This is a genomic window from Alistipes sp. DJF_B185 (assembly GCF_964250025.1).
Classification (GTDB): Bacteria; Bacteroidota; Bacteroidia; order Bacteroidales; family Rikenellaceae; genus Alistipes; species Alistipes finegoldii.
This window is the reverse complement of the sequence record NZ_CAXUDY010000004.1, coordinates 136,957-160,356: the sequence shown is the minus strand read 5'-3', so window position 1 is coordinate 160,356 and position 23,400 is coordinate 136,957. Positions and strand designations below refer to the sequence as shown.

Below are 23,400 nucleotides of genomic sequence, written 5' to 3'. Positions count from 1 at the left end.
TCAGAATTTAAGACGCACCGTCAGGCCGTAATAGAAATCGGGCGTAAAGACGACCTTGACTCCCGAAGCGTACGACGCGACGAAAGGCCGGGAATTGGTGAAGTTATTGGCATAAAACGAGATGGATACATGATCCCCGATCTCCTTGGTGATGCTCAGGTTGGCCGAAAAATAGGGATCGTACCCGTCGCCGTTGAACGAGTAGGCATTGCCCGAACGAAGCAGCAGGGAGGAGAAGGCCGGATCGTTTTTCTGGGCGTCGGTGAAGGGATGGCGGTTGCCGTCGAGGTCGAGGTAGGCCACAGGCCAGATCGCCGTATAGCTGTTGCCGTCGTATATGCTGCCGCCCGTGGGATTGCGGTCCTCGTCCACGTTGAAGGCGTATTCGCGGCCGTCGTACTCCGAAAGGTTCTGCGAACGCTTCACCAGCGAAGCTTCGAGCCGGAGGGTGACGATCATGCGGATCGCGGGCACATGGGTCGTGGCCGTGAGGTTCGCATCCAGCGCATGGGTCTTGCGGCCGTTGTAGGTCACGACGGAGCTGCCCCCGTTGTCGGCGTAAATTCCCACGTAGGGGAAGAATTCGCCGCCCGTCGTGGTCGAAGGATAATAGGACGCCTCGCCTTTATTGACGTATTTGGTATAGCCGTAGGCGCCGTCCAGCCGCAGCTGCGTGCGGATAGGATTGATCTGCGGGAAATCAACGACGAACTCCAGACCCATGCGGTCCACGGGCGAGCCATTGTCTTGGTAGGTATTCTTGACGAAGGTGCGCTTGGTGGAAGTCGTCTCCATGGCGATCCATCCGGCCGAGGGGTCGTCCTTGTCGCGGACGAAGATCTCACCCGTCTGGCTGTCCACCCTGAAGAGCGGATTCGACGGCATCTGGAACGAGGAGCCGTCGGGCATCTTCGAGGGCAGCCCCATCACCTTGTAGGAGAACGGCTCGTAGGCGGCGCTCAGTTCATAGGGGTATTTGGTACGGTTGAAATAGCCGACCAGCGAAACCGAAGTGCCGCCGATACGCAGATCGACGCCGACCTCGGCGTTGCGGTTGCGCTGCCAGCGGAGGTTGTCGTTGTAGAGTATCTGGTAAGGCTGCGTGTGATAGACGTACACGCTCCGGTTCGGGCTGTAGGTGTTGCTGAACACCCGCGTATCGCGGTATTCGGGCAGCGGATAGAGGACGTTGAAGGACGGCAGTTTCTCGGTGATACCCCAGCCGCCGCGGACGGTCACATGGTCGTTGATGCGGAACTTCAGGTTCAGGCGCGGCGAAAGACTCGACGTATTTTCATACTGCGTATTCTTGATAAAGGTCTTTTCGGCGCGCACACCCGCCATCAGCTGCAGCGAGGTCGTTCCCAGCGGCACGGTCAGCGTCTCTTCGAGGTAGGCCGCGAGGTTGTGCATGTAGGGAATATCGGTATAGGGGCGGGGGCGGTACCCGTCGGGTGCAAGGGGGGGGGCCGCATAATACTCTCCCTCCCCGACGTTGCCGTTGGCGCGCCACGACGCGCCGATCTTGGCATTGCTATGCACGTCGCCCCAGCTGCGGACCCAAGTGGCCTTCAGATTCGCCGCATAGTCGAGCTGCTTGGAGTCGATATTGCGCGTCGTATAGAAAGTCGCCGGAAGCATTTCGGCGATATAATAGCCCTCGCTTTCGGCATGGACGGCCGGGGTCTCCGTGGCCGACGACTGGTAGGTGTGCCTGCGTGCGAGCTTGTCGGCATAGCTGAGCGAAGCATCGAAATCGACGCACGTGATCCACGGTTTGTTGAGCAGCCATTTGAGCGACGTATTGGCCCGCAGGGCGTTGTCGCGCACCTTCTCCCACTCGCCCACCTGCGCGTCGGGGTCGTCTTCGGTATTCATGCCGCCGATGTTGGCCGTCACGCCGAAATTGAAACGCAGAACCTTGGCGAAGGTGTTCTGGTAATTGAGCGCAATGCCCGTGCGCGAATAGGAACTGTAGGGCGACGTGGGGTTCTTCATGGCCCGCGTGTACTCCACGCTGCTGTTCAGCACGCCGCGGTCGGTACCCAGATCGAAACCCTTCGAGGCGGAGATTTGTTTGGTGCGGGGATTGGTCGAGAGCACCAGCGTATAGGGCGTCTTGCCCTTGCGGGTCGAAATCTTCACCACGCCCGACGAGATATCGCCGTACTCGGCCGAAGGCACGCCCGTCACCACCTCGACCGACTCGATATTCGTCGAAGCGATGTTGCGGGTGCTCGCGCCCGACATTTCGCCCAGCGAAGCGTTGGTCGAGATGCGCACGCCGTCCACCTCGACGGCCGTGCCGAACGAGGCGTTTCCGGCCGCGGAACCGCCGCTGCGCAGCGAAAAGACGTTGTCTTTGGTCAGATCGGGATTTATCGTCTTGCCGCCCGGCAGCAGCGACGAAATATCCGAAGCGTTCACCATTTGCAGGTGGTCGATGGCGTTGCCGCCGATCGTCCGCGAGGTGGCCATGGCATTGGGCGCCTCCTTGGCCGTGACGACGACGCTTTCCAGTTTCAGATTGTCCTCAGGCGCATAGAGCAGGATACGCCCCATGCCGGCGCGGACGTCGAGTTCGGTTTCCGTGGTCGCATATCCCAGACACGACACCACGAAACGGGTCGCGCCTTTGGGCACGCCCTTCACGGTAAAATTGCCGTCGCCATCGGCCACGGCCCACAGTCCGGCCTGCGGCAGCTCGACGACAGCCTGAGCGATCGGTTTGTCGGTGCCCTTGACCAGCACCCGCCCCGATAAATCGTAACGCTGCGCCCAAACAACGGCCGGAATTAGCGTGAATAACAGTAGCAGAAGTTTCCTCATATGATTGACCTAACGCAACAAATATAACTAAAATGAATATTTTTTGTGCATTTTCAACCGTTTTTTTTAACCATTTCAACAATTTTTACGGGCAGGAGATACGATTCCGTCCGGCTCGGCAAAGACCGTTTCGCCAAATCCCCCATGCGTTCCGCACGGAAATACCTGCATTACAGCGAAAACGGACGGCTTATAAACATAGGTCCCAAAGATTAATTTTATTTTCACAGTACTATGTCGCACAAAGTATAAATATTTTACCTATATTTGCGCTTACCAACCGACGGTTTATTGGTGTTTAGTAATTTTTTATTGATTTTCGATAAATATAAATTGTTTTTCAAGAATATTTTAATACCTTTGTTCCCGACGCCGTTTCCCTCAGCTTACAGATCGTAACTACGCAACCTTACAAAACCGCTTTACAACGGCAGACACAATATGATAAAGCTGGAAAACATCAACAAGACCTACGACAACGGGTCGCCCCTGCATGTGCTCAAGGGTATCGACCTCACGGTGGAAAAGGGCGAACTGGTCTCCATCATGGGCGCATCCGGATCGGGCAAATCGACGCTGCTCAACATCCTCGGCATCCTCGACGACTATGACAGCGGCAGCTACTATCTGGCCGGCCGCCTGATCAAGGATCTCAGCGAGACACAGGCCGCCGCGGCCCGCAACAACATGATCGGCTATATTTTCCAGTCCTTCAACCTGATCAACTACAAGAACGCCGTCGAAAACGTCGCCCTGCCGCTCTATTATCAGGGCGTCTCCCGCCGCAAGCGCAACGCCCTCGCCCTCGAATACCTCGACATGCTGGGCCTGAAGGAGTGGGCCGAACACATGCCCAACGAGATGTCGGGCGGTCAGAAACAGCGCGTGGCCATCGCGCGGGCGCTGATCAACAAACCGCAGATCATCCTCGCAGACGAACCCACGGGCGCACTGGACAGCGTCACCTCGCAGGAGGTGATGAACCTGCTGCGCAGCGTGAACGTCGACATGGGCATGACCATCATCTGCGTCACCCACGAACAGTCGATCGCCGACCAAACGGACAAAATCATCCGCCTGACGGACGGCGTCATCAGCAGTATCACCGAAACCGGACTGGCAACGCGATGAGAGAGCTGCTGCTGGAGATATGGACTTCGGTGCGCCGCAACAAACTGCGCACGTTCCTCACGGGATTTTCAGTCGCGTGGGGCATCTTCATGCTCGTCATCCTGCTGGGATCGGGCAACGGACTCAAGAACGGCGTGCTGTCGAATTTCGGCAACTACGCCACCAACTCGATCACCATCTCCGGCGGCTGGACCTCGAAGGCCTACGCCGGCTACAACAAATGGCGCAGCATCGACCTGAAAAACCGGGACCTCGAAATTCTGGTCAATGAATTCCCCGAAGTGGACGACGTCGCCGCCAAAGCGTGGTACCGCGGCTCCACGGCCACCTACCTCGACCGCTTCGCCGACATCAGCCTGCGCGGCTCGCTGCCCAAGATCCAGCAGATCGAAGGCGTCGAGATCGTCAAGGGACGTTTCATCAATCAGGCCGACATCCACAACTACCGCAAGGTGATCGTCATCGACGAGGCGCTCGAAAGAATACTCTTCCGCGGCGACGACCCGCTGGGCAAGCCGGTCAAAATCCACAACAACATCTACCGCGTGGCCGGCGTCTACAGAGGCGACGCCCAGCAGCGCAATTCGATGGGCTACATCCCGCTGACGACCGGCCAGCTGATCTTCAAGGCCAACGATCCGGTCGTGGACAACGCGATCATCACCGTACACGGACTCGACACCGACGCGCAGATGGAGGCGTTCGAACAGCGCATCCGCAAACGGCTGGCCGCCGAACACCACTACGATCCCGAAGACCAGAGCGCCCTGTGGATACGCAACACGATGGAGCAGTACAAGAGCATGATGATCGTCTTCGGCGGCATCAACCTCTTCGTCTGGATCATCGGTCTGGGCACCCTGCTGGCGGGCATCGTCGGCGTGAGCAACATCATGCTGGTGACCGTCACGGAGCGCACCTCCGAATTCGGCATCCGCAAGGCCCTCGGCGCCAAACCCGTGTCGATCATCCGCCTGATCCTGACCGAATCGGTGATGATAACGGCCATGTTCGGCTATATCGGCATGGTGCTGGGCGTTGCCGTCATGGAGGCGGTCAACTATGTCATCAACCAGACGCCGGCCCAGACCGGAAACTTCGGCGGCAGCATCTTCCTCAATCCGACGCTCGATCTGGGCGTGGCCGTCAGCGCCACGGTCGTACTGGTCATTGCGGGCCTGATCGCAGGATACGTCCCCGCCTACCGGGCGGCACAACTGAAAACGATCGACGCCCTGCGTTATAATAAATAAGGAGCCATGAGATTTTTCGATACGGACCGCTGGAACGAAATCTGGCAGACAATCAGCCGGAACCGCAAGCGCAGCATCATGACGGCGCTGGGCGTATTCTGGGGTATCTTCATGCTCATCGTACTGCTGGGAGCCGGCATGGGGCTGGGACGCCTGTTCCGCGCCCAGCTGGGCGGCATGTCCACCAACACGGTGCTGCTGCAAAGCAGCCGCACCTCGGTCCCCTACAAGGGCATGCCCACGGGACGCTGGTGGAGAATGGACAACGACGATCTGGAAGCCGTCAGCAAACTCGAAGAGGTGGAGTACACCTCAGGCGTCATCTGGGGCAACGAACTCCACTGCAGCTACAAAGAGCGCAAGGGCGACTATCAGATGATGGGATACACGCCCGACTACCAGAAGATCAACCCGCAGAAGATCATCGCAGGCCGTTACATCAACGAGGTAGACATGGTGCACAAGCGCAAGGTCTGCATCATCGGCACGCAGGTGCAGAAAGACCTCTTTCCGGGCGAACCCGACCCGACGGGCAAAGTCATCAAGGTCGGAGGAAGCTACTTCACCATCATCGGCGTCATGCGCCGCGAATCGTCGGCCATGTCGTTCAGCGACGTCGAACGCACGGTTGTCGTCCCGATCTCGCTGGCGCAGCAGATGTTCGGCTACGGCCGCACGATACACCTGCTGGCGCTGGCCGGCTACAAGGACGTTCCGAGCAAACAGGTCGAGAAAGCGGCCCGCGAAGCCGTCTTCGCCCGGCACATGATCTCGCCGGACGACGAAAAGGCCGCTTGGACCATGTCCGCCGGAGAGATGTTCGACAAGGTGATGAGCCTGTTCTGGGGCATCGGCCTGCTGACGTGGATCGTGGGACTGGGCACGCTGCTGGCAGGTATCGTCGGCGTGAGCAACATCATGCTGGTGCTCGTGAAGGAGCGCACGCAGGAGATCGGCATCCGCCGCGCGCTGGGCGCCCCGCCTACGGCCATCATCTCGCAGATACTTTCCGAGAGCTTCATCCTCACCTTCATCGCCGGAATACTGGGGCTCACGGCCGCCGTCGGCGTGCTGTCGGTCGTGGATTCGGTCTACTATCAGGCGGTCACCGTGGCGCAGGAAGGATTCGAAGTGTCGTGGCAGATCTCCTTCGGGACGGGCATGCTGGCCCTCTTCATCCTGATCGCAGGCAGCCTGCTGGCGGGCGTCATCCCCGCATACCGGGCCTTGAGCATCAAGGCGGTGGATGCAATACGCGAAGAATAAACGATTAAACAAACAGATTACGGCTATGAAAAAATTTCTGAAAATCTTTCTGGGAGTGCTCTTTGCGGCGCTGCTTCTCGGAACGTTCTGGTTCCTGTGGCAGAAGACCCGCCCCGTAAAGGTCGTCTACACGATCGTGCAGCCCAAACTCGACACGCTCAAACAGTACGTGGTCGCCACGGGCAAGGTCGAGCCGCGCGACGAGGTGCTCATCAAGCCCCAGATTTCGGGCATCGTCTCCGACGTCTACAAGGAGGCCGGGCAGATGGTCCGCAAGGGCGAGGTGATCGCCACGGTGAAGGTCGTCCCCGAAATGGGTCAGCTGTCGAGCGCCGAATCGCGCGTCTCGGTGGCCGAAATATCGCTGGACCAGACCCGCCGCGAATTCAACCGCACGGAAGCCCTGCACAAGAAGGGCGTGGTGTCGGACGAGGAGTACGAGCAGGGCCGCACCGCGCTTCGGAAAGCGCAGGAGGAGCTGCAGAACGCCAAGGAGAACATGGAGATCGTCAAGAACGGCATCACCAGCCGTTACAAGGAGCTGAGCAACACCCAGATCCGTTCGACGATCGACGGCATGATCCTCGACGTCCCGGTCAAGGTCGGAAACTCGGTGATCCAGTCCAACACCTTCAACGACGGCACGACCATCGCCACGGTTGCCGACATGTCGAACATGCTCTTCCGGGGCAACGTCGACGAGACCGACGTGGGCAAGCTCCACGAGACGATGCCCGTCAAGCTGACCATCGGCGCCCTGCAGAACGTCGAGCTGGACGCCCTGCTGGAGTACGTTTCGCCCAAAGCGACCGAGGACAACGGCGTCATCATGTTCGAAGTGAAGGCGGCCGTGAAGATTCCCGAAAACGTCTTCGTGCGCGCCGGATACAGCGCCAACGCCAGCATCGTGATCCAGAGCCGCGAAGGGGTGCTGACCCTGCCGGAAAGCACCGTCGAATTCGAGGGCGACAAAACCTACGTCTACCTGCTCACCAGCGCCGACGGGGCCGAGGAGCAGACCTTCGACAAGCACGAGGTCAAGATCGGGCTGTCGGACGGCATCAACATCGAACTGACCGAGGGCGTGACCGCCGAGAGCAAAGTCCGCGGCGCACGGGAAGAGAAGAAGAAATAACCACAAATGCATCGCAGCATGAAAACCAGCACCCTATTCGCCGCCCTCAGCGCGGCTGTCATGACGCTCTGCACGGCTGCCGCCGCGGCTCAGACGGTACAGGCCGCGCCGCAGGCCGCAACGCCGGCGCCCGGCACGCCGTGGTCGCTCGACGACTGCATCGGGTATGCCCTGCACAACAACGTCGGCGTACAGCAGCAGGCCCTGCAGGTGGAGCAGACCGACGTGAAACTGTCTACCTCAAAATACAGCCGGCTGCCCGACCTGAGCGCATCGGTGGGCTACAACGCCACCTTCGGGCGCGGCACCTCCGACGACAACATCCGCAAGACGGGAACCATCCAGAGCGGCTCGTTCGACGTCGGGGCCAGCATGCCCCTCTTCGACGGATTCCGCATCAACCGCGAAATCAAGGGCGGCAAGCTCGACCTCGCCGCCGCCATGCAGGATTTGGAACGCGCACGCGAAGACCTGTCAATCAACGTCATGACGCTGTACCTGCAGGTTCTCTACAACAAGGAGCTGACCCAGATCGCCGAACGCCAGCTCGAACTGAGCACCCAGCAGGCCGTCCGCAGCCGCGAGCTGGTCGCCGCGGGCAAACAGCCCGAATCGGCACGCTACGAAAGCGAAGCCCTGCAGGCCAACGACGAACTGAATCTGACGCAGGCCCGCAACGACCTGCGGCTGGCGCTGCTCAACCTGAGTCTGGCCCTCAACCGCGAGAGCGCGGCGGGATTCGACATCGTGGCGCCGCAATTCGACAGCGTGGCGCTCGCATCGCTGCACATGCTCGGCACGGCCGACGACGTCTATGCCTATGCGACGGAAAACCGCCCCCACATCAAGGCGGAACGCCTGCGGCTCGAAAGCGCCGAAAATGCCGTCCGGATCGCCAAATCCGCGCTCTACCCCTCGCTTTCGCTGCGCGGAGGCTACGGCACGGGCATCTACAGCACGCAGGAGGCCGCCTTCGGCACCCAGTTCCGCAAGAACAGCAGCGAGTTCGTCGGCGTGTCGATGAGCGTTCCGATCTTCAACCGCCGCGCCACGCACAACAGCATCCTCTCGGCCCGGATAGCCATGCGCAAACAACAGCTGGCCGTGACCGACGCCGAGCAATCGCTGCGCAAGGAGATCGAGCAGGCGTGGTACAACGCCGACGCCGCCTACGGCAAATACCGTTCGGCGGACGCCGCCCTCGCCTCGGCACGGGTGGCCTTCGCCTACGAACAGCAGAAAGCCGACGCAGGCCGTTCGACGGTCTTCGACTTCAACGACGCCAAAACACGTATGGAAAAGGCCGAGTCGGAACTCGTGCAGGCGAAATACGAATTCGTATTCCGGTCGAAAATCCTCGACTTCTACCGCGGCCGGCCGCTCGAACTATGACAAACAGCCGTAAACAAGCTCGCACCGAATAAACAAATTAGGGCGGTCGAAATTCGACCGCCCTATTGCTGTCCGGAATACCAATCCCTCAAGTATTCCGACAGCTGCCGGGAGAGGCTTTCAGGCTCCTACCCGGCGCAGAAGCCCTTTTGCGTCACTAATACCCTCTTCGTCCCCTGTGCGAAGCAGGATGAAACAAAGATATGAAAATATTCCGAAGCTGTACACCCCGCGAGCGTTTTTGCCATAACTTACGGCTGAAATGATTCACACGAGTGGACGAAAATGTTGCATACAGTCTCTTTCAGCCAACAAAACGTTCGGCAAAGAAATGGCTATCTGAAAAATTTGCCCTACTTTTGCAGCTGAATTACAAACGGTAAAGATGGAGTGGCTAAAAAGTTTATTCGTCGAACATTCGGCGCTGCAGGCCGTCGTGGTGATCTCGCTCATCTCGACGATCGGCATCGGACTCGGTAAAATCCGCTTTTTCGGCATATCGCTGGGCGTGGCGTTCATCTTCTTCGCCGGCATTCTGGCCGGGCATTTCGGACTCACGATCGACCCGCAGATGCTGACCTATGCCGAAAGTTTCGGACTCGTCGTCTTCGTCTACGCCCTCGGTCTGCAGGTCGGCCCCGGTTTCTTCAACTCGCTGCGCGCCGACGGACTGCGCCTGTTGTCGCCGGCGGTCGCCGTAGTGCTGATCGGCACCGCGCTCGCCATAGGCATGAGCTTCACGCTGAACGTCTCCATGCCCGACGCGGCCGGCATCCTCTGCGGAGCCACGACCAACACCCCGGCGCTCGGCGCCGCGCAGCAGACGCTGCAGCAAATGGGCATCGACCCCAACGGCGCCGCCCTGAGCTGCGCCGTGACCTATCCGCTGGGCGTCGTAGGAGTCATTCTGGCCATCGTCTTCATCCGCAAGGTCTTCGTCCGGCCTTCGGACATGCCCGAACCGGACGCCGAGCACCGCAAGAACGTCTTCATCGCCAGCTACCACCTGACCAACCCCGCCATCTTCGGCAAAAGCGTCCACGAGATCGCCTCGCAAAGCCACCACCACTTCGTCATTTCGCGCATCTGGCGCAACGGGCGGGTGTCGATCCCCACCTCGGACAAGACGCTGCAGAAGGACGACATCATCCTCGTCATCACCGCCCCGTCGGAAGCCGACGGCCTGCGGCTGATCTTCGGCGAGCAGGAACTGAAGGACTGGAACGCGGAAAACATAGACTGGAACGCCGTGGACAGCCAGCTGATCTCCCAGCGCATTCTGGTCACGCGGCCCGAAATCAACGGCAGGAAACTCTCCTCACTGCGCCTGCGCAACAACTACGGCATCAACATCAGCCGCGTCTACCGTTCGGGCGTGCAGCTGCTCGCAACGCCCGATCTGCGGCTCCAGATGGGCGACCGCCTGACGGTCGTCGGCGAAGCCGCGGCGATCCAGAACGTCGAGAAGATTCTCGGCAACGCCGTCAAGAACCTCGACGAACCCAACCTCGTGGCGGTCTTCGTCGGACTGATTCTGGGACTGGTGCTGGGGAGCATCCCCGTCAGCATTCCGGGCATCAGCCTGCCCGTAAAGCTGGGTCTGGCGGGCGGCCCGATCGTCATCGGCATCCTGATCGGCACGTTCGGTCCGCGTCTGCATATGATTACCTACACCACCTACAGCGCCAACCTGATGCTGCGCGCGCTGGGGCTGTCGATGTATCTCGCCTGTCTGGGGCTGGAAGCCGGCGCGCACTTCTTCGAAACGGTCATGCGCCCCGAAGGGGCGTTGTGGCTCCTGCTGGGATTCCTGCTGACGTTCGTTCCCGTCGTATTACTGGGCGTCTTCGCGCTGCGCGTCCTGCGCATCGATTTCGGCTCGGTATCGGGCATGCTGTGCGGCAGCATGGCCAACCCGATGGCGCTGACTTACGCCAACGACACGATCGAAGGCGACAATCCGTCGGTCTCCTACGCCACGGTCTATCCCCTCTGCATGTTTTTGCGGGTGGTCATCATTCAGGTGATGCTGATGATTTTCCTGTAGATTGCGGCCCTGCGGCCTGCTCCGGGTTCGGCTACTGCGCCCGGACCGGCTACGGCGTCGGCTCCGGTTTCCGCCCCGACTCCGGCTCTTGCTTCGGCGTCGGTTCCTGCGTAGGCGTCGGTTCCGGTTTTTGCTCCGGCTCCGGTTCCGGCGCCCGGTCCGGCCCCCTTCTCTGCTCCATTTTCCGCCCCATTCCCGGCTCCGGCTTCAGATAACGCAGCGCCGCGATATCGCTGCCCGACGGATTCTGGAATACCCGCAGGTCGAATTCGGGAATCACGGCCAGCACGTGGTCGAAAACATCGGACTGTATCCGCTCGTAATCCACCCATATCACCGTATCGGTAAAGAAGTAGAGTTCCATCGGAAGTCCCGTCTCGGTAGGCTGCAACTGACGCACCATCAGCGTCATCCCTGCGTTCACGGGCACTTCGTTGCGCAGATAACGTTCGAGATAGGCCCGGAAGACGCCGAGATTGGTCTGATGCAGGCCGTTGATCCTGCGTTCGCCGGGTTTGATGCCGTGCGCGGCATTGTACTCCTCGACGCGGCGTTCGGTATCGTCGATATATTCGCGGATCAGGTCGATACTGCGGTATTTATTCAGCATCTCAGGCGTACAGAACCGCACGCTGGTCATGTCGATACTCACCGAGCGCTTCACGCGGCGGCCTCCCGACGCCTGCATGCCGCGCCAGTTCTGGAACGAATCGCTCACCAGCAGGTAGGGCGGCAGCGTAACGATCGTATTGTCGAAATTGCGGACTTTCACCGTCGTGAGCGACACCTCGATCACCGAGCCGTCGGCCCCGTATTTGGGAACCGAAATCCAGTCCCCCACCTTGAGCATGTCGTTGGCCGAAAGCTGGATGCCGGAGACGAATCCCAGAATGCTGTCGCGGAAAATCAGCATGATGATCGCCGCCGACGCTCCCAGACCGGCCAACAGACTGGCGGGCGACTTGTCGATCAGGATCGAAACGATCAGTATGCCGCAGATCAGCGCTGCAATGCCCTGCCCGGTCTGCCTGAGCCCCTTGATCGGCTTGTTCTGCCATGCGGGACGCGCCGAAGCGATTTGGAAAACCGCAAAGAGCACGGCATTGATAAAGCGGAATACCGCCACGACGATATAGACCTCGACCAGCCGCGTCACGATCGTCCGGGCTTCGGACTGCTCTTCGAAAACCACCGGCAGAACGATCCCCAGCACGACGGCGCTGACGACGTTGCACAAACGGCTCAGCACGTCGGGGTTGAACAGATCGTCGTCCCACGTGGCTTTGGTGCGCTTGACGATGCGCCGCATGCCGCGCACGAGGATCGTGCGGCACACGAAGTCGAAGAGCGCCACCGCCAGCAGTACCAGCGTAAAGGCCACCCAGCGGTCCCAGCCGCTGTCCTGCGCGGACGCGAGTCCCAGCCATTCGAGCAGGGCGTCGGCCCAATGTTTCAGGAGTGTCTGCATACGGCATTCCTATCAATTATCAGACCCGTTCGTGAAAAATGATTCCGAGGTCGTCGTTTTACAAAAAAAGATGTGCGATACGGCGGTGCCGCACCTATCCGGCATACGTTCCGCCGACATCGGCCCTCCCCGGCAGCGCGGCCGGATACGGCGCGGATGCAACACGAATGCGGCACAATCGGGGCAAAACGCGGCACGAACCGGCCCCGCCACATTAAGCCGCTGCCTTACAGCCGCTTCCCCGTTTACAAAGATACGAAATAAAGCGGTTATTCAAAAATCAGTTTCGCTTCGCCTTCGAAATTCGGAGTGAACACCCCTTTGCCGAGGTTTTCCAGCACCTCGGCCCGGCTCCAGAACCGCCCGCCGTCCAGTTCGTCGCTCGGCGCAACCGGCCCGTCGTACACCGCACGATGGACATAGACCAGTTCGCGCTCCCGCTCCGAGCGGAATACGTAGACCGCTACCCGTTCGGGCGTAAACTCGGTCACCCCCAGCTCCTCGCGCACCTCGCGCCGCAGGGCTTCATCCACCGTCTCGCCGTAATCGACATGGCCGCCCACGGCCGTGTCCCAGCGTCCGGGCTGAATGTCTTTCCACTCCGGCCGCTTTTGCAGGTAGAGCTCGCCGCGGGAATTGAACAGATGCAGGTGCACCACCGGATGCAGCAGCATCGACCCGCCGTGGCATTCGCCGCGCGTAGCCGATCCCACGACAACGCCGGAGGGATCGACCACCGGAAAAAGTTCCGAACCGTTATCGCATCTCATGGCGGGGATATTTACGTATATAAATCACGACGGTCAGCAAACCGAGCAGGACGAATCCCATGCCCGCGAGAGCCGTATAACGATACCCCAGCCTGTGGTCGATCGGCAGGCCGCCGCAGTAGGCGCCCAGCGCATTGCCCAGATTGAATGCCACCTGCACCAAAGCCGCCCCCAGCATCTCGCCGCCGCGCGAATTCTCCAGAATAAGCAGCTGCTGGGGCGACGAAACACAGAACAGACATCCCGTGCAGAGCACCATCAGGGCGACGGAGAGATAACGGACGTGCGCCCCGAAGTAAATCGCGAGGAGCGTCGCCGCGGCCGTGGCCAGCGTGAAACGCACGACCTTCTCAGGCGTAAAACGATCGGAAAAATGGCCTCCGATGATATTGCCCGCGAACATGCCGAACCCGGCGAGCATAATGATCAGCGTCAGGTCGTCCGCCGTGAATCCCGAAGCGTGAATCATCAGCGGGCTGACGTAACTGTACCAGCAGAAAATGCCGCCGTTGCCCAGCATCACCGACAACAGCACGAGCCACGGCGCGAGACTGCGCAGAAAACGAAACTGGCCTTTCAGCCCCGTATCGGGCAGCGGTTCCATGCGCGGCACCCACAACCGCACCAGCAGCAGCGCCACAACGCCCCACACGGCCACGATTCCGAACGTGGCGCGCCACGTCAGGACGTTGCTGATATAGGTTCCCAGCGGCACGCCGAACAGATTGGCGACGGTCATGCCGACGATCATGATCGACACGGCTTCCGTACGCTTCCCGGCGTCGGCGACCCGCTCGGCGACGATCGACCCCACACCGAAGAATGCGCCGTGGGGAAGTCCCGAAACGAAACGCAAGCCCAGCAGCGACCAGTAATCGGGAGCCAGCGAAGCGCAGAGATTACCCGCCGCGATCATCGCCGTAAGCGCCAGCAGTATCTGTTTCAGCGGACGTTTCCGGGCGACGAGCACCATAAGCGGCGCGCCGAAGCAGACGCCCAGCGCATAGGCGGAAATGAGGTGCCCCGCCTCCGGAATCGAGACGCCGAGACTGCGGGCGATATCGGGCAGAATGCCCATCATCACGAACTCCGACATTCCGAGCGCAAGCGTTCCGAACGCCAAGGCTATCAGACTCTTTTTCATAGAGGAACTACATTAACCGTAACCGGCTGCAAAAATAACACAAAAGGTGAAAAGTTATTCGCCTTTCACCTTTGCATTCTGTTGTTTTTACGGTCATCCCGGTCGGCCCGGCCAAACAATCGGGTCAAACGCCCCGGCTGAACGATCGGGCAGAACCGCAACCAACCGAACGATCCGGCAGAACCGAACCGGCTCCGCGCCGCTATTCCGCGGGCGCCTCCGTCTTGCGCGGCTGGCCCACTTCGTAGCCGAGGGAGTGCATCCACTCGACCGTCGCGGCATCGACCTGATCGTTGCGGTCGGTCCAGCGGCGCTGTTCGATCAGACGCTTCCTGTGCTCGTCGATGCGCTGCATGATGGGGAAATCGGGATGTTTCATCTCCGAACGCCGCTCGCGCTCCGAAGGACGTATCCGGCGGTCGAAGACCTCGGCCTGCGAAGGCCGCCGCGCCCCCTCCCACTTGAATCCCTTGAGACGGATATCCTGCGTCGGCGGAATCTTGTCCATCGGGTAGAAATTATAGACCGGATCGCCGCGGTAGGTGATCTGCACCACCTGCTTGTCTTCGATAAAGAACGATATTTCGCCGCTTTCGATGACGCCCATCATCGTGATCTCGACGGGTTCGCCGTCCTGCATGTAATAGATGGTCTGGGCATTGCCGTTCACGTCGTTGCGGTAAATCTGGTTGTTGAAGAAGTAAGCCGTCATGGTCTTGCCCGCCACCTGATTGTAGTGCATCGTATCGAGCTGGCTGACCATCATCGGACTGCCGATGAACTCGGCCCGCGTAAGCTGCTGGTTCTCGGTGAAAATGTCCATCACGTCGGAGGTGATCTGGTTGTTCTCGTTCCACAACACGGGATCGATGTAGAGGTGGATCGTCGAATCGGTACTGATCGCCGTCATCGAATCGCACACGGTCTGGAAATCCGAGCGGTAGATCTTCACGTTCCGGAACCCTTTCAGCAGACGGTATATGCTGTCGCGGGGCGCAGCCAGCGAGTCGATCGAATCGGCCGGAACCGCCATCGCCGCCGTGTCGGTCAGCAGCGAATCGACCAGCAGGTTCAGCAGCGAATCCTGCTCGGCCATGTTGAGCACGATCAGCGAATCAAGTTCGCGCAGGGCCGTCGAATCGATCTGAATCATCCGTCCTTTGCGCGTCGCACGCGCCTGACGGGCCTTGAGCTTCGATTCCGCCTTCAGGCGGCGCGCCGTGAGCCGGGCTTCCTCGCGCTCCTTCTGCTCCAGCAGCCGGGCCGTCATTTTCTCCTTGCGCCGGGCCGCTATCTCGTCCAGCTTCTTCTTTTTCTCCTTGGCGGCGGCCGCCTTTTCCTCGGCCTTGGCTCTCTTCGCCGCCTCTTTCAGCAACGCCTTGCGCTGGGCGACGGTCAGCGTATCCGCAGCATTGGCCAGCGAATCGGCAGGCGCCGCTCCGCCCAGAGAATCAGCGGGAGCGGGTCGGTCCGGCGCGTCGAGAGGCGACGACGTGGCATGCGGCGAATCCGCGTCTCCGCCGGCCGCCAATGAATCGGGTGCGGAACCGGCGGTTGCCAACGAATCGGCGGCATCTACGCCCTGCGGCCTGCGGCCGGAACGGGGACGCCCCAGCGAATCGGCCGGAACGTCGACTCCTCCGGCAGCATGCGCCAGCGAATCGGGCCCCGACAGCGCCAGCGAATCGTGCCCCGACAGCGCCAGCGAATCGGGCCCCGACAGCGCCAGCGAGTCGGCCGAACGGGCCAGCGAATCAGCGGCGGCAGCCTCCGCGGCCCGGCGTTCGGTGTTTTCGTTGATCGTGAACAGGAACATCGAATCGGCGCGCATGAAAAGCGAATCGCCCTGCGAGAGGTCGTAGCTCACGATCGACGGGCGGCGCGTGAGGAACGCGTTTCCCGGTTCCTTCCAGTATTCGCCGTAATCGCCGAAGGCGAGCACCTTGTGCTCCGTATCGTCGATCTGAATGTCGCGCCATAAAATTATATGGTCTTCGGCCCGGTAGAAATCGATGCTGTCGCTCCACATCTCCTGCTTGTCGGTCAGCACGTACCCGTTGCTGGTCACCTTGTAAAGCGAGTCGGCTTTGCGGTAAGCGCCGCGGTCGGCATACAGATAGTCGCCCTCCTTGTTCCAGATATTGGTGTGTTTAAAGAAAAAGGCGTTGTCGGTAGCCATGTTGTAGACCACCGAGTCGCCTTTCAGTTCGTATTCGTCGTTGCGCATTTCGACCCGATCGACGCAGACCAGCTCCTTGCTGTTGGCGTAGTAGTAACCGCGCACCGACTCCAGCCGGCTGTCGCGGTTGACAAGCACGCCGCCCCCGCCGAATTCGCCGACGTTCTCCTTCGTGTTGAAAAGGAACTCGTAGGTGTAGAGCGTGGCGTCCTCGTCGACCACCTTGACGATATCCGAAAATACGCGGGCTTCGTTCACCTCGCCGTTATACTCGGCCCGGTCGCCGTAAATATAGGTCGTATTCTTGTTGATCAGGACATTGCCGAAGAATTCGATGCGCATGTCCGAATAGCGGACGGCGCTGTCACACGTAATGACGGCGCCGTTGTGCTGCGCGGCGAAGTTGCCCACCAGAAAAATCACCGAATCGCCCGGAGCCACGGGACCCATGTTGTCCGACTTGAGGTCGATGAGTTTCTTCTCGGCCGGCTGCTCCGCCTCAGGCGCCTGCATCCCGCCGCGGGCGAAAATCACACTGCCGGCGGCCAATGCGACGACCGCTATGGAAAGAAGCCTGCGCACGGTTTTACTTCACCCAATGTTTGTTCTCGAACGCTCCGTCGCGGAATTCGGGATCGATATAGACATACATGGCGTCGATCTTCTTCGACAGCCAGTCCTTGAAGACCTTTTCCTGCTTGGCGTTGAGCGCCATCTCCTCCAGCCGGAGGTAGTCCTCGTTGAGCGACGCCACGTGCGTCGGAATGATCTCTACCAGCTTGACGACCTTGGCCAGCTGGTTGCCCATGATGTCCTCGGTCAGGAAAGCTTCCGACACCTCGCCGGGCTTCAGCCGCACCAGCGCGTTGTAATCGTTGAGCGCGTTGAAGTGGGCGAAATCCTCGCGCAGGAACTTCGTCACGGTCAGCTTGGCGTCGAAAGCGCTGAAACGCTCCAGAATGTCGTGGTTCGAAACGATACCGCCGTTCATCTTCGACGTCGCATCGTCGGAATAGAGCAGCGCGGCCTTCTCGAAGGTGATCGAATCCTTGCGGATCAGATTGGCGATGCTGTCCAGAAAATGCGTGCCCTCCGTAAGCTCGTCGATCGTATAGACCGGACGCAGCAGGATATGGCGGAAATGGTAGAGACTCCCCCGCTTGTCGAGCATCTGAATGATGTGGAATCCGAACTGCGATTCGACGACCTCCGAAATCTGTCCGGGCTTCATGTTTTCGAGCGCCGCGGCGAACGAAGAGTCGAGACTGGCGAGCGGCGCAGGGTCCATCTCGCCGCCGCGCATCATCGTTCCGGGGTCCTGCGAATACATGCGGGCCAGATTCTCGAACTTGGCCTTGCCCGTGATGACGCGTTCGCGCATGTCCAGCAGACGCTCGCGCGTACGCTGCTTGGCCTGCGTGATCGACTTGGGGAAACGGGTGATCTGCGCATAGACATACTGCTCGGCGATGGTCGGCAGGCTGTCCTTGTCGATCGACTTGTAGAAACGCTCGACCTCGCCCGGAATGACCGCGACCTTGCTCACGACCTCGTTCTGCATGGAGCTGGCGTAGGACTGCTCCTCGTAGCGCTGACGCATGTTCTCGCGGATGTTGAAAATGGCCATGTGGTGCTTGGCTTCGAGCCGGGGAATCGATCCCTCGGCCTCGATCATGTTCTGCACCTGCTCCTCGACGTGCGAAGCGATGTCGCCGGCATTGATCTTCACCGAGTCGATCTGCGCCTGATTGAAGAGCAGTTTCTGGGTCATCAGCGCTTCGAGCGCCTCGTTCATCGGATCGCGGTCGGAGGTGTACCCCTCCGCGCGGCGCTGCGCCGTGAGCTGGCGCGCGTGATCCGCCACCTCGGAATAGAGAATCGAGGAAGAACCCACGACGGCGACCACCTTGTCGAGCATCACCTGCTGTTTCTGGGCGAAGGCCCCCGCAGCGAGCACGGCGAGAGCCGCCGCCATTATACCTTTTTTCAACATTGCGTTATACTTTATCGTTTGTATTTTCAAAAATCTTCGCCTCCCCGTTCTCCACGGCGCGGTTGTACAGCTCCTCCTCGTGGCTGCGGATGATCTCGCCCTGCCGCTGGTTGAAGAGGATGCGGCGGATCGTACTCCGCAGGCGTTCGAGGGGAATAGGCTCGCCCTCGCGCCGCACGGCGTCGATCTGGAAATAATAGTACGAATGGCTGTCTCGCATCGCCTGCACGGCGTTCGACGACAGCACCGAATCGTAATTCTGCGACCTGAGGGTCGGCAGGAAACTCAGAAACTCCGGAAAATCGACCCACTGTTCCCGGAAATCGGTCACCGTGAAGTCGTTTTTCTCGCAGATATCCCGGAAATCCTGCTGCTGGGCGGCGGATTTGGCCCCCATCAGCTCCTTCAGCTTCCGGGCCTGACGATAGCCTTCGCCGAACTGCACGATCCGCCCCTTGACCAATGTACGGTCCAACCGGAAATCGGCCTTGTGCGCATTGTAATAGGCCGTAATCTCGTCGTCGGCGAACGTCGTGTCGATGCTCCGGTCCACATACAGCTGGTTCAGCTTGCGGATCAGCAGCGCCTGACGGTACTCCTCGACCATCTTGTCGATATCGTCGCCCGAAGCCGAAAACAGCGTCTCGGCCTCCTTGAGCTTGAGCTGCTTGCGCACCCACCGGTCCACGTATACCTTCATGAACGCCGCGCTGTCTTCGCCCGTGACTCCCTTGGGAACCACCGACTCCACATCGCGCAGCTGCAGCTGCTTGCCGCCGGCGCGCGCCAGCGTGGTATCGCTGGCGAAATAGCCCGGCATCTCCCGGCAGCCCGCCAGAAAAACCGAAGCCGCCACGACTGCTATTTTCGCTCGCAAATTCATAATCCGGAGGACAAAGATACAGTTTTTACTCGTAACTAACGCAGCCCCGGCCCAGATTATTACGCCGCCGCCCGATTTTTATCCTCGGCTTTCAGGCGCCGCAGCGCGAGGAGCATCATGTAACCCGAAACGGCGAAGACAGCCAGCGCACCGATATAAATCAGCACATAGAGCGTCCTGCTGCCGACCAAGTCGATCAGCATGGCGTTGCCGTGCCCGGTGACCAGCGCCAGATAGGCGATTCCGTTATTGACGGCATGGAGTATGATCGTAGACCAGAGCGAGTCGGTCCGCATGTAGACGAATCCGAGCACCAGACCGATGGCGAAGGCGTTCACCGCGACGGTCGGATGCACGTGCACGATGCCGAATACGGCCGATGAAACCAGCCATGCGGCCATCACGCCGTATTTTGCGCGCGTCGATTCGAGCAGCACGCCGCGGAAAATCACCTCTTCGAACAGCGGCGCCATCACCACGACCGTAACGATCGCCCACGCGCCGCGTCCGTAGGCGTTGGGCACTTCGGGCAGCAGGCTCAGCAGCGGTTCGAGCACCACCGACGTGGCGAGCATGAAAACCACGCCCCAGAGCAGCAGGACGGGATTCAGTCCGCGGGAGGAGAAATGCGCGATGATTTTCGGACCCCGGCGCCGGCTGCGGTAAAAGAGAAATCCCACGAGCGTAAGGGTCATGGCGACAAAATAGGATACGGCGTTGAAATGCCCTACGAGCACCTGTTCGGCGGTGCTCACCGTTTCGTCGGCGCTCGCCAGCAGCGCCTGATCGGGCCACTTGCAACCCACCAGCAGCGCCGTTACGGCGCCCACGACCTGCGCCAGCAGGAAAATGCCGAAAAAGACCAGATAATCGGCCAGTGCGGGAAATTTCCCCTGCAGTTTCCAGATTTTACCGACGGCCTCAGGAGCCGGCGCCGGCTCCTGCACGGGAGCCTCTGTTTTTTTTTCTGTCATATAGCGTGTAACTATCAATCCGTTCCGAGTTCAAAGATAAGCAATTTTCGGTTACGGTTATGGATTTCCATTTAAAATCATTAAATTTGCCCGATTATAAACCCGATCGAAACATGGCAAAGGTTATCGCATTAGCGAATCAGAAAGGCGGCGTGGGCAAGACCACGACGGCCATCAACTTGGCGGCCTCGCTGGCCCTGCTGGGCAAGAAGGTGCTGCTGCTCGACGCCGATCCGCAGGCCAACGCCACCTCCGGCTTGGGCTTCGACATCAATCTGGAGGGCGTCTACGAATGTATCGCAGGACTCAAAAAGCCCGAAGAGGTGCTCCTCCAAAGCCCCGACGTGAAGAATCTATGGGTGCTGCCCTCGTCGATCGATCTGGTGGCCGCCGACACCGAACTGCCGAAAATGGAGGATGCGCACCACGTGATGAAACGCATCGTAGACTCCGTCCGCGACCGCTTCGACTACATCTTCATCGACTGCTCCCCCTCGCTGGGCTATACGACCGTCAATATCCTCACGGCCGCCGACACGGTGCTTATTCCCGTGCAGTGCGAGTACCTCGCCCTCGAAGGGCTTTCGAAACTGCTCAACACCATCCGCAAGGTCAAAAGCGGCCTGAACCCCGCACTGGACATCGAGGGCTTCCTGCTGACGATGTATATGCGCAACAGGCTCAACAACCAAGTCGTGAACGAGGTGCGCGAACATTTCGGTCAGCTGGCCTACGACACAATAATTCAGCGCAATATCCGTTTGGGAGAAGCCCCCTCGCACGGAAAGCCCGTCATGCTGTACGATGCCGGGGCCGTGGGTTCGGAGAACTACCTCACCTTGGCGCGGGAGTTCCTCAAACGCAACCGTAAACGAAGCAAATAACAGAACGCAGCTATGAAACAACCGAAGGGATTAGGGCGCGGACTCGACGCCATATTCGGCACCGACGCCGTAGACGCCAAGCTCAAGCCGATGAGCCAGATGACCGAAATCGACATTGCGGAAATCATTCCCAACCCCACGCAGCCGCGTACGCAATTCGACGAAGAGGCCCTCGACGAGCTGGCCGACTCGATCCGCCAGCTGGGCATCATCCAGCCCATTACGGTCAAGAAATCGGGCGACGGCAAATATATCATCATCAGCGGCGAACGCCGCTGGCGGGCGGCGCAGCGCGCCGACCTGAAGAGCCTTCCGGCCTATGTCCGCGAGGTGGACGACGAAAACCTGCACGCCATGGCCCTCGTGGAGAATATCCAGCGGCAGGACCTCAACGCGATCGAAATCGCGCTGGGCATGCAGCGTCTGATCGAGGAGTGCAACCTCACGCAGGACGCGCTCTCCGAAAAGGTCGGCAAGAAACGTTCGACCGTCTCGAACTACATGCGTCTCTTGAAACTGCCCGACGAGGTGCAGCTGGCCCTCAAGGAGGGGCTGATTTCGATGGGACACGCCAAGGCCATCGCCGGCGCCCCGCAGGAGCTGCAGCTTCGCACGCTGAAGAAGATACTCAAGAAGAGCCTTTCGGTCCGTCAGGCCGAGGAGCTGGTGCGCACGCTCACCGAGCAGCCCGCCGAAGCGGCACAAAACATGGAGGACGAAGAGTATCCCGAAAGCTATTCGCGGCTGGTGGAACAGCTCGAAAAGTTCTTCTCGCAGGAAATCAGCATCAAACGCTCGAAAAACGGCGGCGGACGGATCGTCATCGGCTTCGACGACGACAAGGACATCGAACAATTCATCGAACGGTTCTCCGGCCGCCTCAAATAAAATATGGTAAGAATCCGGTTCAGACACCTGCTGCCGATACTCGCGGCACTCACGTTGTGGCTTCCCGCCCAAGCGCAGCTCCACCGCGGGGCGCGCACCATCGTGCGCGGGGGCATGCTCGTGCAGCGGGATTCGCTCGCCTCGAAAACCGACTCGCTGGCCGACCTCTCGCTGGTCCGCGAACTGGATTCGCTGATGACGGGACTCTTCGCGGCCGACTCGGCCGCCGTCGCGGAGCTGCGCACCGACGACATAAGCAAAGCCGACTCGCTCTACCGGCTCAAAATGGCCGGCATAAAGATCGAATCGGCCCCCACCAAGCATAAACGCGGCTGGCTGATGAGCGATTCGATGTCGCTCTCGAAGGTGTGCTGGATCTCGACCGTACTGCCCGGTTACGGACAGATTTACAACAAACAATACTGGAAACTGCCCGTTCTCTACGGCACCTTGGGCGCGGGTCTGGCCCTCTATCTCCACGAAAACAAGACCTACAAGCCCCTCAAGCGCGAATACGAAGCCTACACGAATAAAAACCTCTCGCGCACGCCCGAACTGGACGCGCTGCAAAGCAGGATGATCCGCAGCAACACCCGCCGGCAGGTCTATCTGGGCCTTACGGTGGCCTCGTACATCTACTTCATCGGCGACGCCGCCGTGAACTACTCGACCAACGAGGTATCGGACGTCAAGAAAGCCACCACGCTGGCCTGCATCTTCCCCGGCGCGGGACAGATTTACAACAAAAGCTATTGGAAAGTCCCCTTCGTCGTGGGCGGTTTCGCCGCAATGATCTACTGTATCGACTGGAACAACCGCGGCTACCAGCGTTTCAAAAAGGCATACCGGCTGCTGAGCGACTACGAAAAGAATCCGGACGCCTACCCCGACGGCCCGACCGACGAATTCCACGGCCGCTACTCGGCGGACTTCATCCGCAACCTGCGCAACAACTACCGCCGCAACCGCGACCTCTGCATCATCATCTCGGCCGGACTGTACGTCCTTCAGATCGTGGACGCCCATGTGGACGCCCACCTGAAGGACTACGACGTCTCCGACGACCTGTCGATGAATCTCGAACCGCTGGTCGATTATACATACGTTCCCTCCGCCGGCGGCAACCGTGCGGTATTCGGGTTCAACCTGAGTTTCAAATTCTAA

Annotated in this window: 17 protein-coding genes; 9 read left to right on the top strand and 8 right to left on the bottom strand. The window is 59.9% G+C overall.

The window, feature by feature from the left end; all coding sequences use genetic code 11:
- Positions 1–2,829, bottom strand: a complete 2,829-nt coding sequence (locus ACESTR_RS07225; protein WP_009597766.1) for a TonB-dependent receptor — start codon at positions 2,827–2,829, stop codon at positions 1–3.
- 441 nt (positions 2,830–3,270) lie between these two features.
- Here ACESTR_RS07225 and ACESTR_RS07220 point away from each other — a divergent pair, with 441 nt between their 5' ends.
- From ACESTR_RS07220 to ACESTR_RS07195, 6 genes are all read left to right on the top strand, one after another.
- A complete protein-coding gene (locus tag ACESTR_RS07220) occupies positions 3,271–3,960 on the top strand; it encodes an ABC transporter ATP-binding protein (protein ID WP_009597793.1) in 690 nt (229 codons plus the stop codon).
- Positions 3,957–5,213: an ABC transporter permease gene (locus ACESTR_RS07215; RefSeq protein WP_009597886.1), complete on the top strand. Its 1,257-nt coding sequence runs from the start codon at positions 3,957–3,959 to the stop codon at positions 5,211–5,213. Before ACESTR_RS07220 ends, ACESTR_RS07215 begins: the two co-directional genes overlap by 4 nt.
- Positions 5,214–5,219: 6 nt before the next feature.
- Positions 5,220–6,479, top strand: a complete 1,260-nt coding sequence (locus ACESTR_RS07210; protein WP_373179041.1) for an ABC transporter permease — start codon at positions 5,220–5,222, stop codon at positions 6,477–6,479.
- 25 nt (positions 6,480–6,504) lie between these two features.
- Positions 6,505–7,614, top strand: a complete 1,110-nt coding sequence (locus ACESTR_RS07205; RefSeq protein ID WP_237958774.1) for an efflux RND transporter periplasmic adaptor subunit — start codon at positions 6,505–6,507, stop codon at positions 7,612–7,614.
- Between the two features lie 6 nt (positions 7,615–7,620).
- On the top strand, positions 7,621–9,006 hold the full coding sequence (locus tag ACESTR_RS07200) for a TolC family protein (protein ID WP_373179040.1): 1,386 nt from the start codon (positions 7,621–7,623) through the stop codon (positions 9,004–9,006).
- Positions 9,007–9,391: 385 nt separating this feature from the next.
- The gene (locus ACESTR_RS07195) at positions 9,392–11,053 is read left to right on the top strand and encodes a putative transporter (protein WP_009597735.1); all 1,662 of its coding nucleotides are present in this window, start codon (positions 9,392–9,394) and stop codon (positions 11,051–11,053) included.
- Positions 11,054–11,102: 49 nt separating this feature from the next.
- Here ACESTR_RS07195 and ACESTR_RS07190 read toward each other — a convergent pair whose 3' ends face one another.
- From ACESTR_RS07190 to ACESTR_RS07160, 7 genes are all read right to left on the bottom strand, one after another.
- Positions 11,103–12,521 (bottom strand): mechanosensitive ion channel domain-containing protein, encoded by a 1,419-nt coding sequence (locus ACESTR_RS07190; protein WP_009597868.1) that lies wholly within the window; start codon positions 12,519–12,521, stop codon positions 11,103–11,105.
- Between the two features lie 269 nt (positions 12,522–12,790).
- On the bottom strand, positions 12,791–13,291 hold the full coding sequence (locus tag ACESTR_RS07185) for an NUDIX hydrolase (protein WP_009597837.1): 501 nt from the start codon (positions 13,289–13,291) through the stop codon (positions 12,791–12,793).
- Positions 13,278–14,435 carry an MFS transporter AraJ gene (gene araJ, locus ACESTR_RS07180; RefSeq protein ID WP_227042547.1) on the bottom strand — a complete coding sequence of 386 codons (1,158 nt, stop codon included), beginning with the start codon at positions 14,433–14,435 and terminating at the stop codon, positions 13,278–13,280. Before araJ ends, ACESTR_RS07185 begins: the two co-directional genes overlap by 14 nt.
- Before the next feature lie 202 nt (positions 14,436–14,637).
- A complete protein-coding gene (locus ACESTR_RS07175; protein WP_302267906.1) occupies positions 14,638–17,196 on the bottom strand; it encodes an OstA-like protein in 2,559 nt (852 codons plus the stop codon).
- A 4-nt stretch (positions 17,197–17,200) separates the two neighbouring features.
- The gene (locus ACESTR_RS07170; protein WP_009597835.1) at positions 17,201–18,607 is read right to left on the bottom strand and encodes a peptidylprolyl isomerase; all 1,407 of its coding nucleotides are present in this window, start codon (positions 18,605–18,607) and stop codon (positions 17,201–17,203) included.
- A gap of 4 nt (positions 18,608–18,611) precedes the next feature.
- Positions 18,612–19,490 carry a hypothetical protein gene (locus ACESTR_RS07165; RefSeq protein ID WP_373179039.1) on the bottom strand — a complete coding sequence of 293 codons (879 nt, stop codon included), beginning with the start codon at positions 19,488–19,490 and terminating at the stop codon, positions 18,612–18,614.
- Positions 19,491–19,549: 59 nt separating this feature from the next.
- Positions 19,550–20,464 (bottom strand): CPBP family intramembrane glutamic endopeptidase, encoded by a 915-nt coding sequence (locus ACESTR_RS07160; protein ID WP_081488068.1) that lies wholly within the window; start codon positions 20,462–20,464, stop codon positions 19,550–19,552.
- 113 nt (positions 20,465–20,577) lie between these two features.
- On the opposite strand from ACESTR_RS07160, the gene ACESTR_RS07155 reads away from it, so the two are divergent.
- From ACESTR_RS07155 to ACESTR_RS07145, 3 genes are read left to right on the top strand one after another with little or no spacing between them, the layout of a single operon-like run.
- Positions 20,578–21,348 carry a ParA family protein gene (locus ACESTR_RS07155; protein WP_014774660.1) on the top strand — a complete coding sequence of 257 codons (771 nt, stop codon included), beginning with the start codon at positions 20,578–20,580 and terminating at the stop codon, positions 21,346–21,348.
- A 12-nt stretch (positions 21,349–21,360) separates the two neighbouring features.
- Positions 21,361–22,236 (top strand): ParB/RepB/Spo0J family partition protein, encoded by an 876-nt coding sequence (locus tag ACESTR_RS07150; protein ID WP_009597738.1) that lies wholly within the window; start codon positions 21,361–21,363, stop codon positions 22,234–22,236.
- Positions 22,237–22,239: 3 nt separating this feature from the next.
- The gene (locus tag ACESTR_RS07145; protein WP_130063010.1) at positions 22,240–23,400 is read left to right on the top strand and encodes a DUF5683 domain-containing protein; all 1,161 of its coding nucleotides are present in this window, start codon (positions 22,240–22,242) and stop codon (positions 23,398–23,400) included.

Excerpts from the sequence above, each read along its gene's own strand:
- ACESTR_RS07225 (WP_009597766.1), bottom strand. The coding sequence starts at position 2,829 with ATGAGGAAACTTCTGCTACTGTTATTCACGCTAATTCCGGCCGTTGTT.
- ACESTR_RS07220 (WP_009597793.1), top strand. The coding sequence starts at position 3,271 with ATGATAAAGCTGGAAAACATCAACAAGACCTACGACAACGGGTCGCCC.
- ACESTR_RS07215 (WP_009597886.1), top strand. The coding sequence starts at position 3,957 with ATGAGAGAGCTGCTGCTGGAGATATGGACTTCGGTGCGCCGCAACAAA.
- ACESTR_RS07210 (WP_373179041.1), top strand. The coding sequence starts at position 5,220 with ATGAGATTTTTCGATACGGACCGCTGGAACGAAATCTGGCAGACAATC.
- ACESTR_RS07205 (WP_237958774.1), top strand. The coding sequence starts at position 6,505 with ATGAAAAAATTTCTGAAAATCTTTCTGGGAGTGCTCTTTGCGGCGCTG.
- ACESTR_RS07200 (WP_373179040.1), top strand. The coding sequence starts at position 7,621 with ATGCATCGCAGCATGAAAACCAGCACCCTATTCGCCGCCCTCAGCGCG.
- ACESTR_RS07195 (WP_009597735.1), top strand. The coding sequence starts at position 9,392 with ATGGAGTGGCTAAAAAGTTTATTCGTCGAACATTCGGCGCTGCAGGCC.
- ACESTR_RS07190 (WP_009597868.1), bottom strand. The coding sequence starts at position 12,521 with ATGCAGACACTCCTGAAACATTGGGCCGACGCCCTGCTCGAATGGCTG.
- ACESTR_RS07185 (WP_009597837.1), bottom strand. The coding sequence starts at position 13,291 with ATGAGATGCGATAACGGTTCGGAACTTTTTCCGGTGGTCGATCCCTCC.
- araJ (WP_227042547.1), bottom strand. The coding sequence starts at position 14,435 with ATGAAAAAGAGTCTGATAGCCTTGGCGTTCGGAACGCTTGCGCTCGGA.
- ACESTR_RS07170 (WP_009597835.1), bottom strand. The coding sequence starts at position 18,607 with ATGTTGAAAAAAGGTATAATGGCGGCGGCTCTCGCCGTGCTCGCTGCG.
- ACESTR_RS07165 (WP_373179039.1), bottom strand. The coding sequence starts at position 19,490 with ATGAATTTGCGAGCGAAAATAGCAGTCGTGGCGGCTTCGGTTTTTCTG.
- ACESTR_RS07160 (WP_081488068.1), bottom strand. The coding sequence starts at position 20,464 with ATGACAGAAAAAAAAACAGAGGCTCCCGTGCAGGAGCCGGCGCCGGCT.
- ACESTR_RS07155 (WP_014774660.1), top strand. The coding sequence starts at position 20,578 with ATGGCAAAGGTTATCGCATTAGCGAATCAGAAAGGCGGCGTGGGCAAG.
- ACESTR_RS07150 (WP_009597738.1), top strand. The coding sequence starts at position 21,361 with ATGAAACAACCGAAGGGATTAGGGCGCGGACTCGACGCCATATTCGGC.
- ACESTR_RS07145 (WP_130063010.1), top strand. The coding sequence starts at position 22,240 with ATGGTAAGAATCCGGTTCAGACACCTGCTGCCGATACTCGCGGCACTC.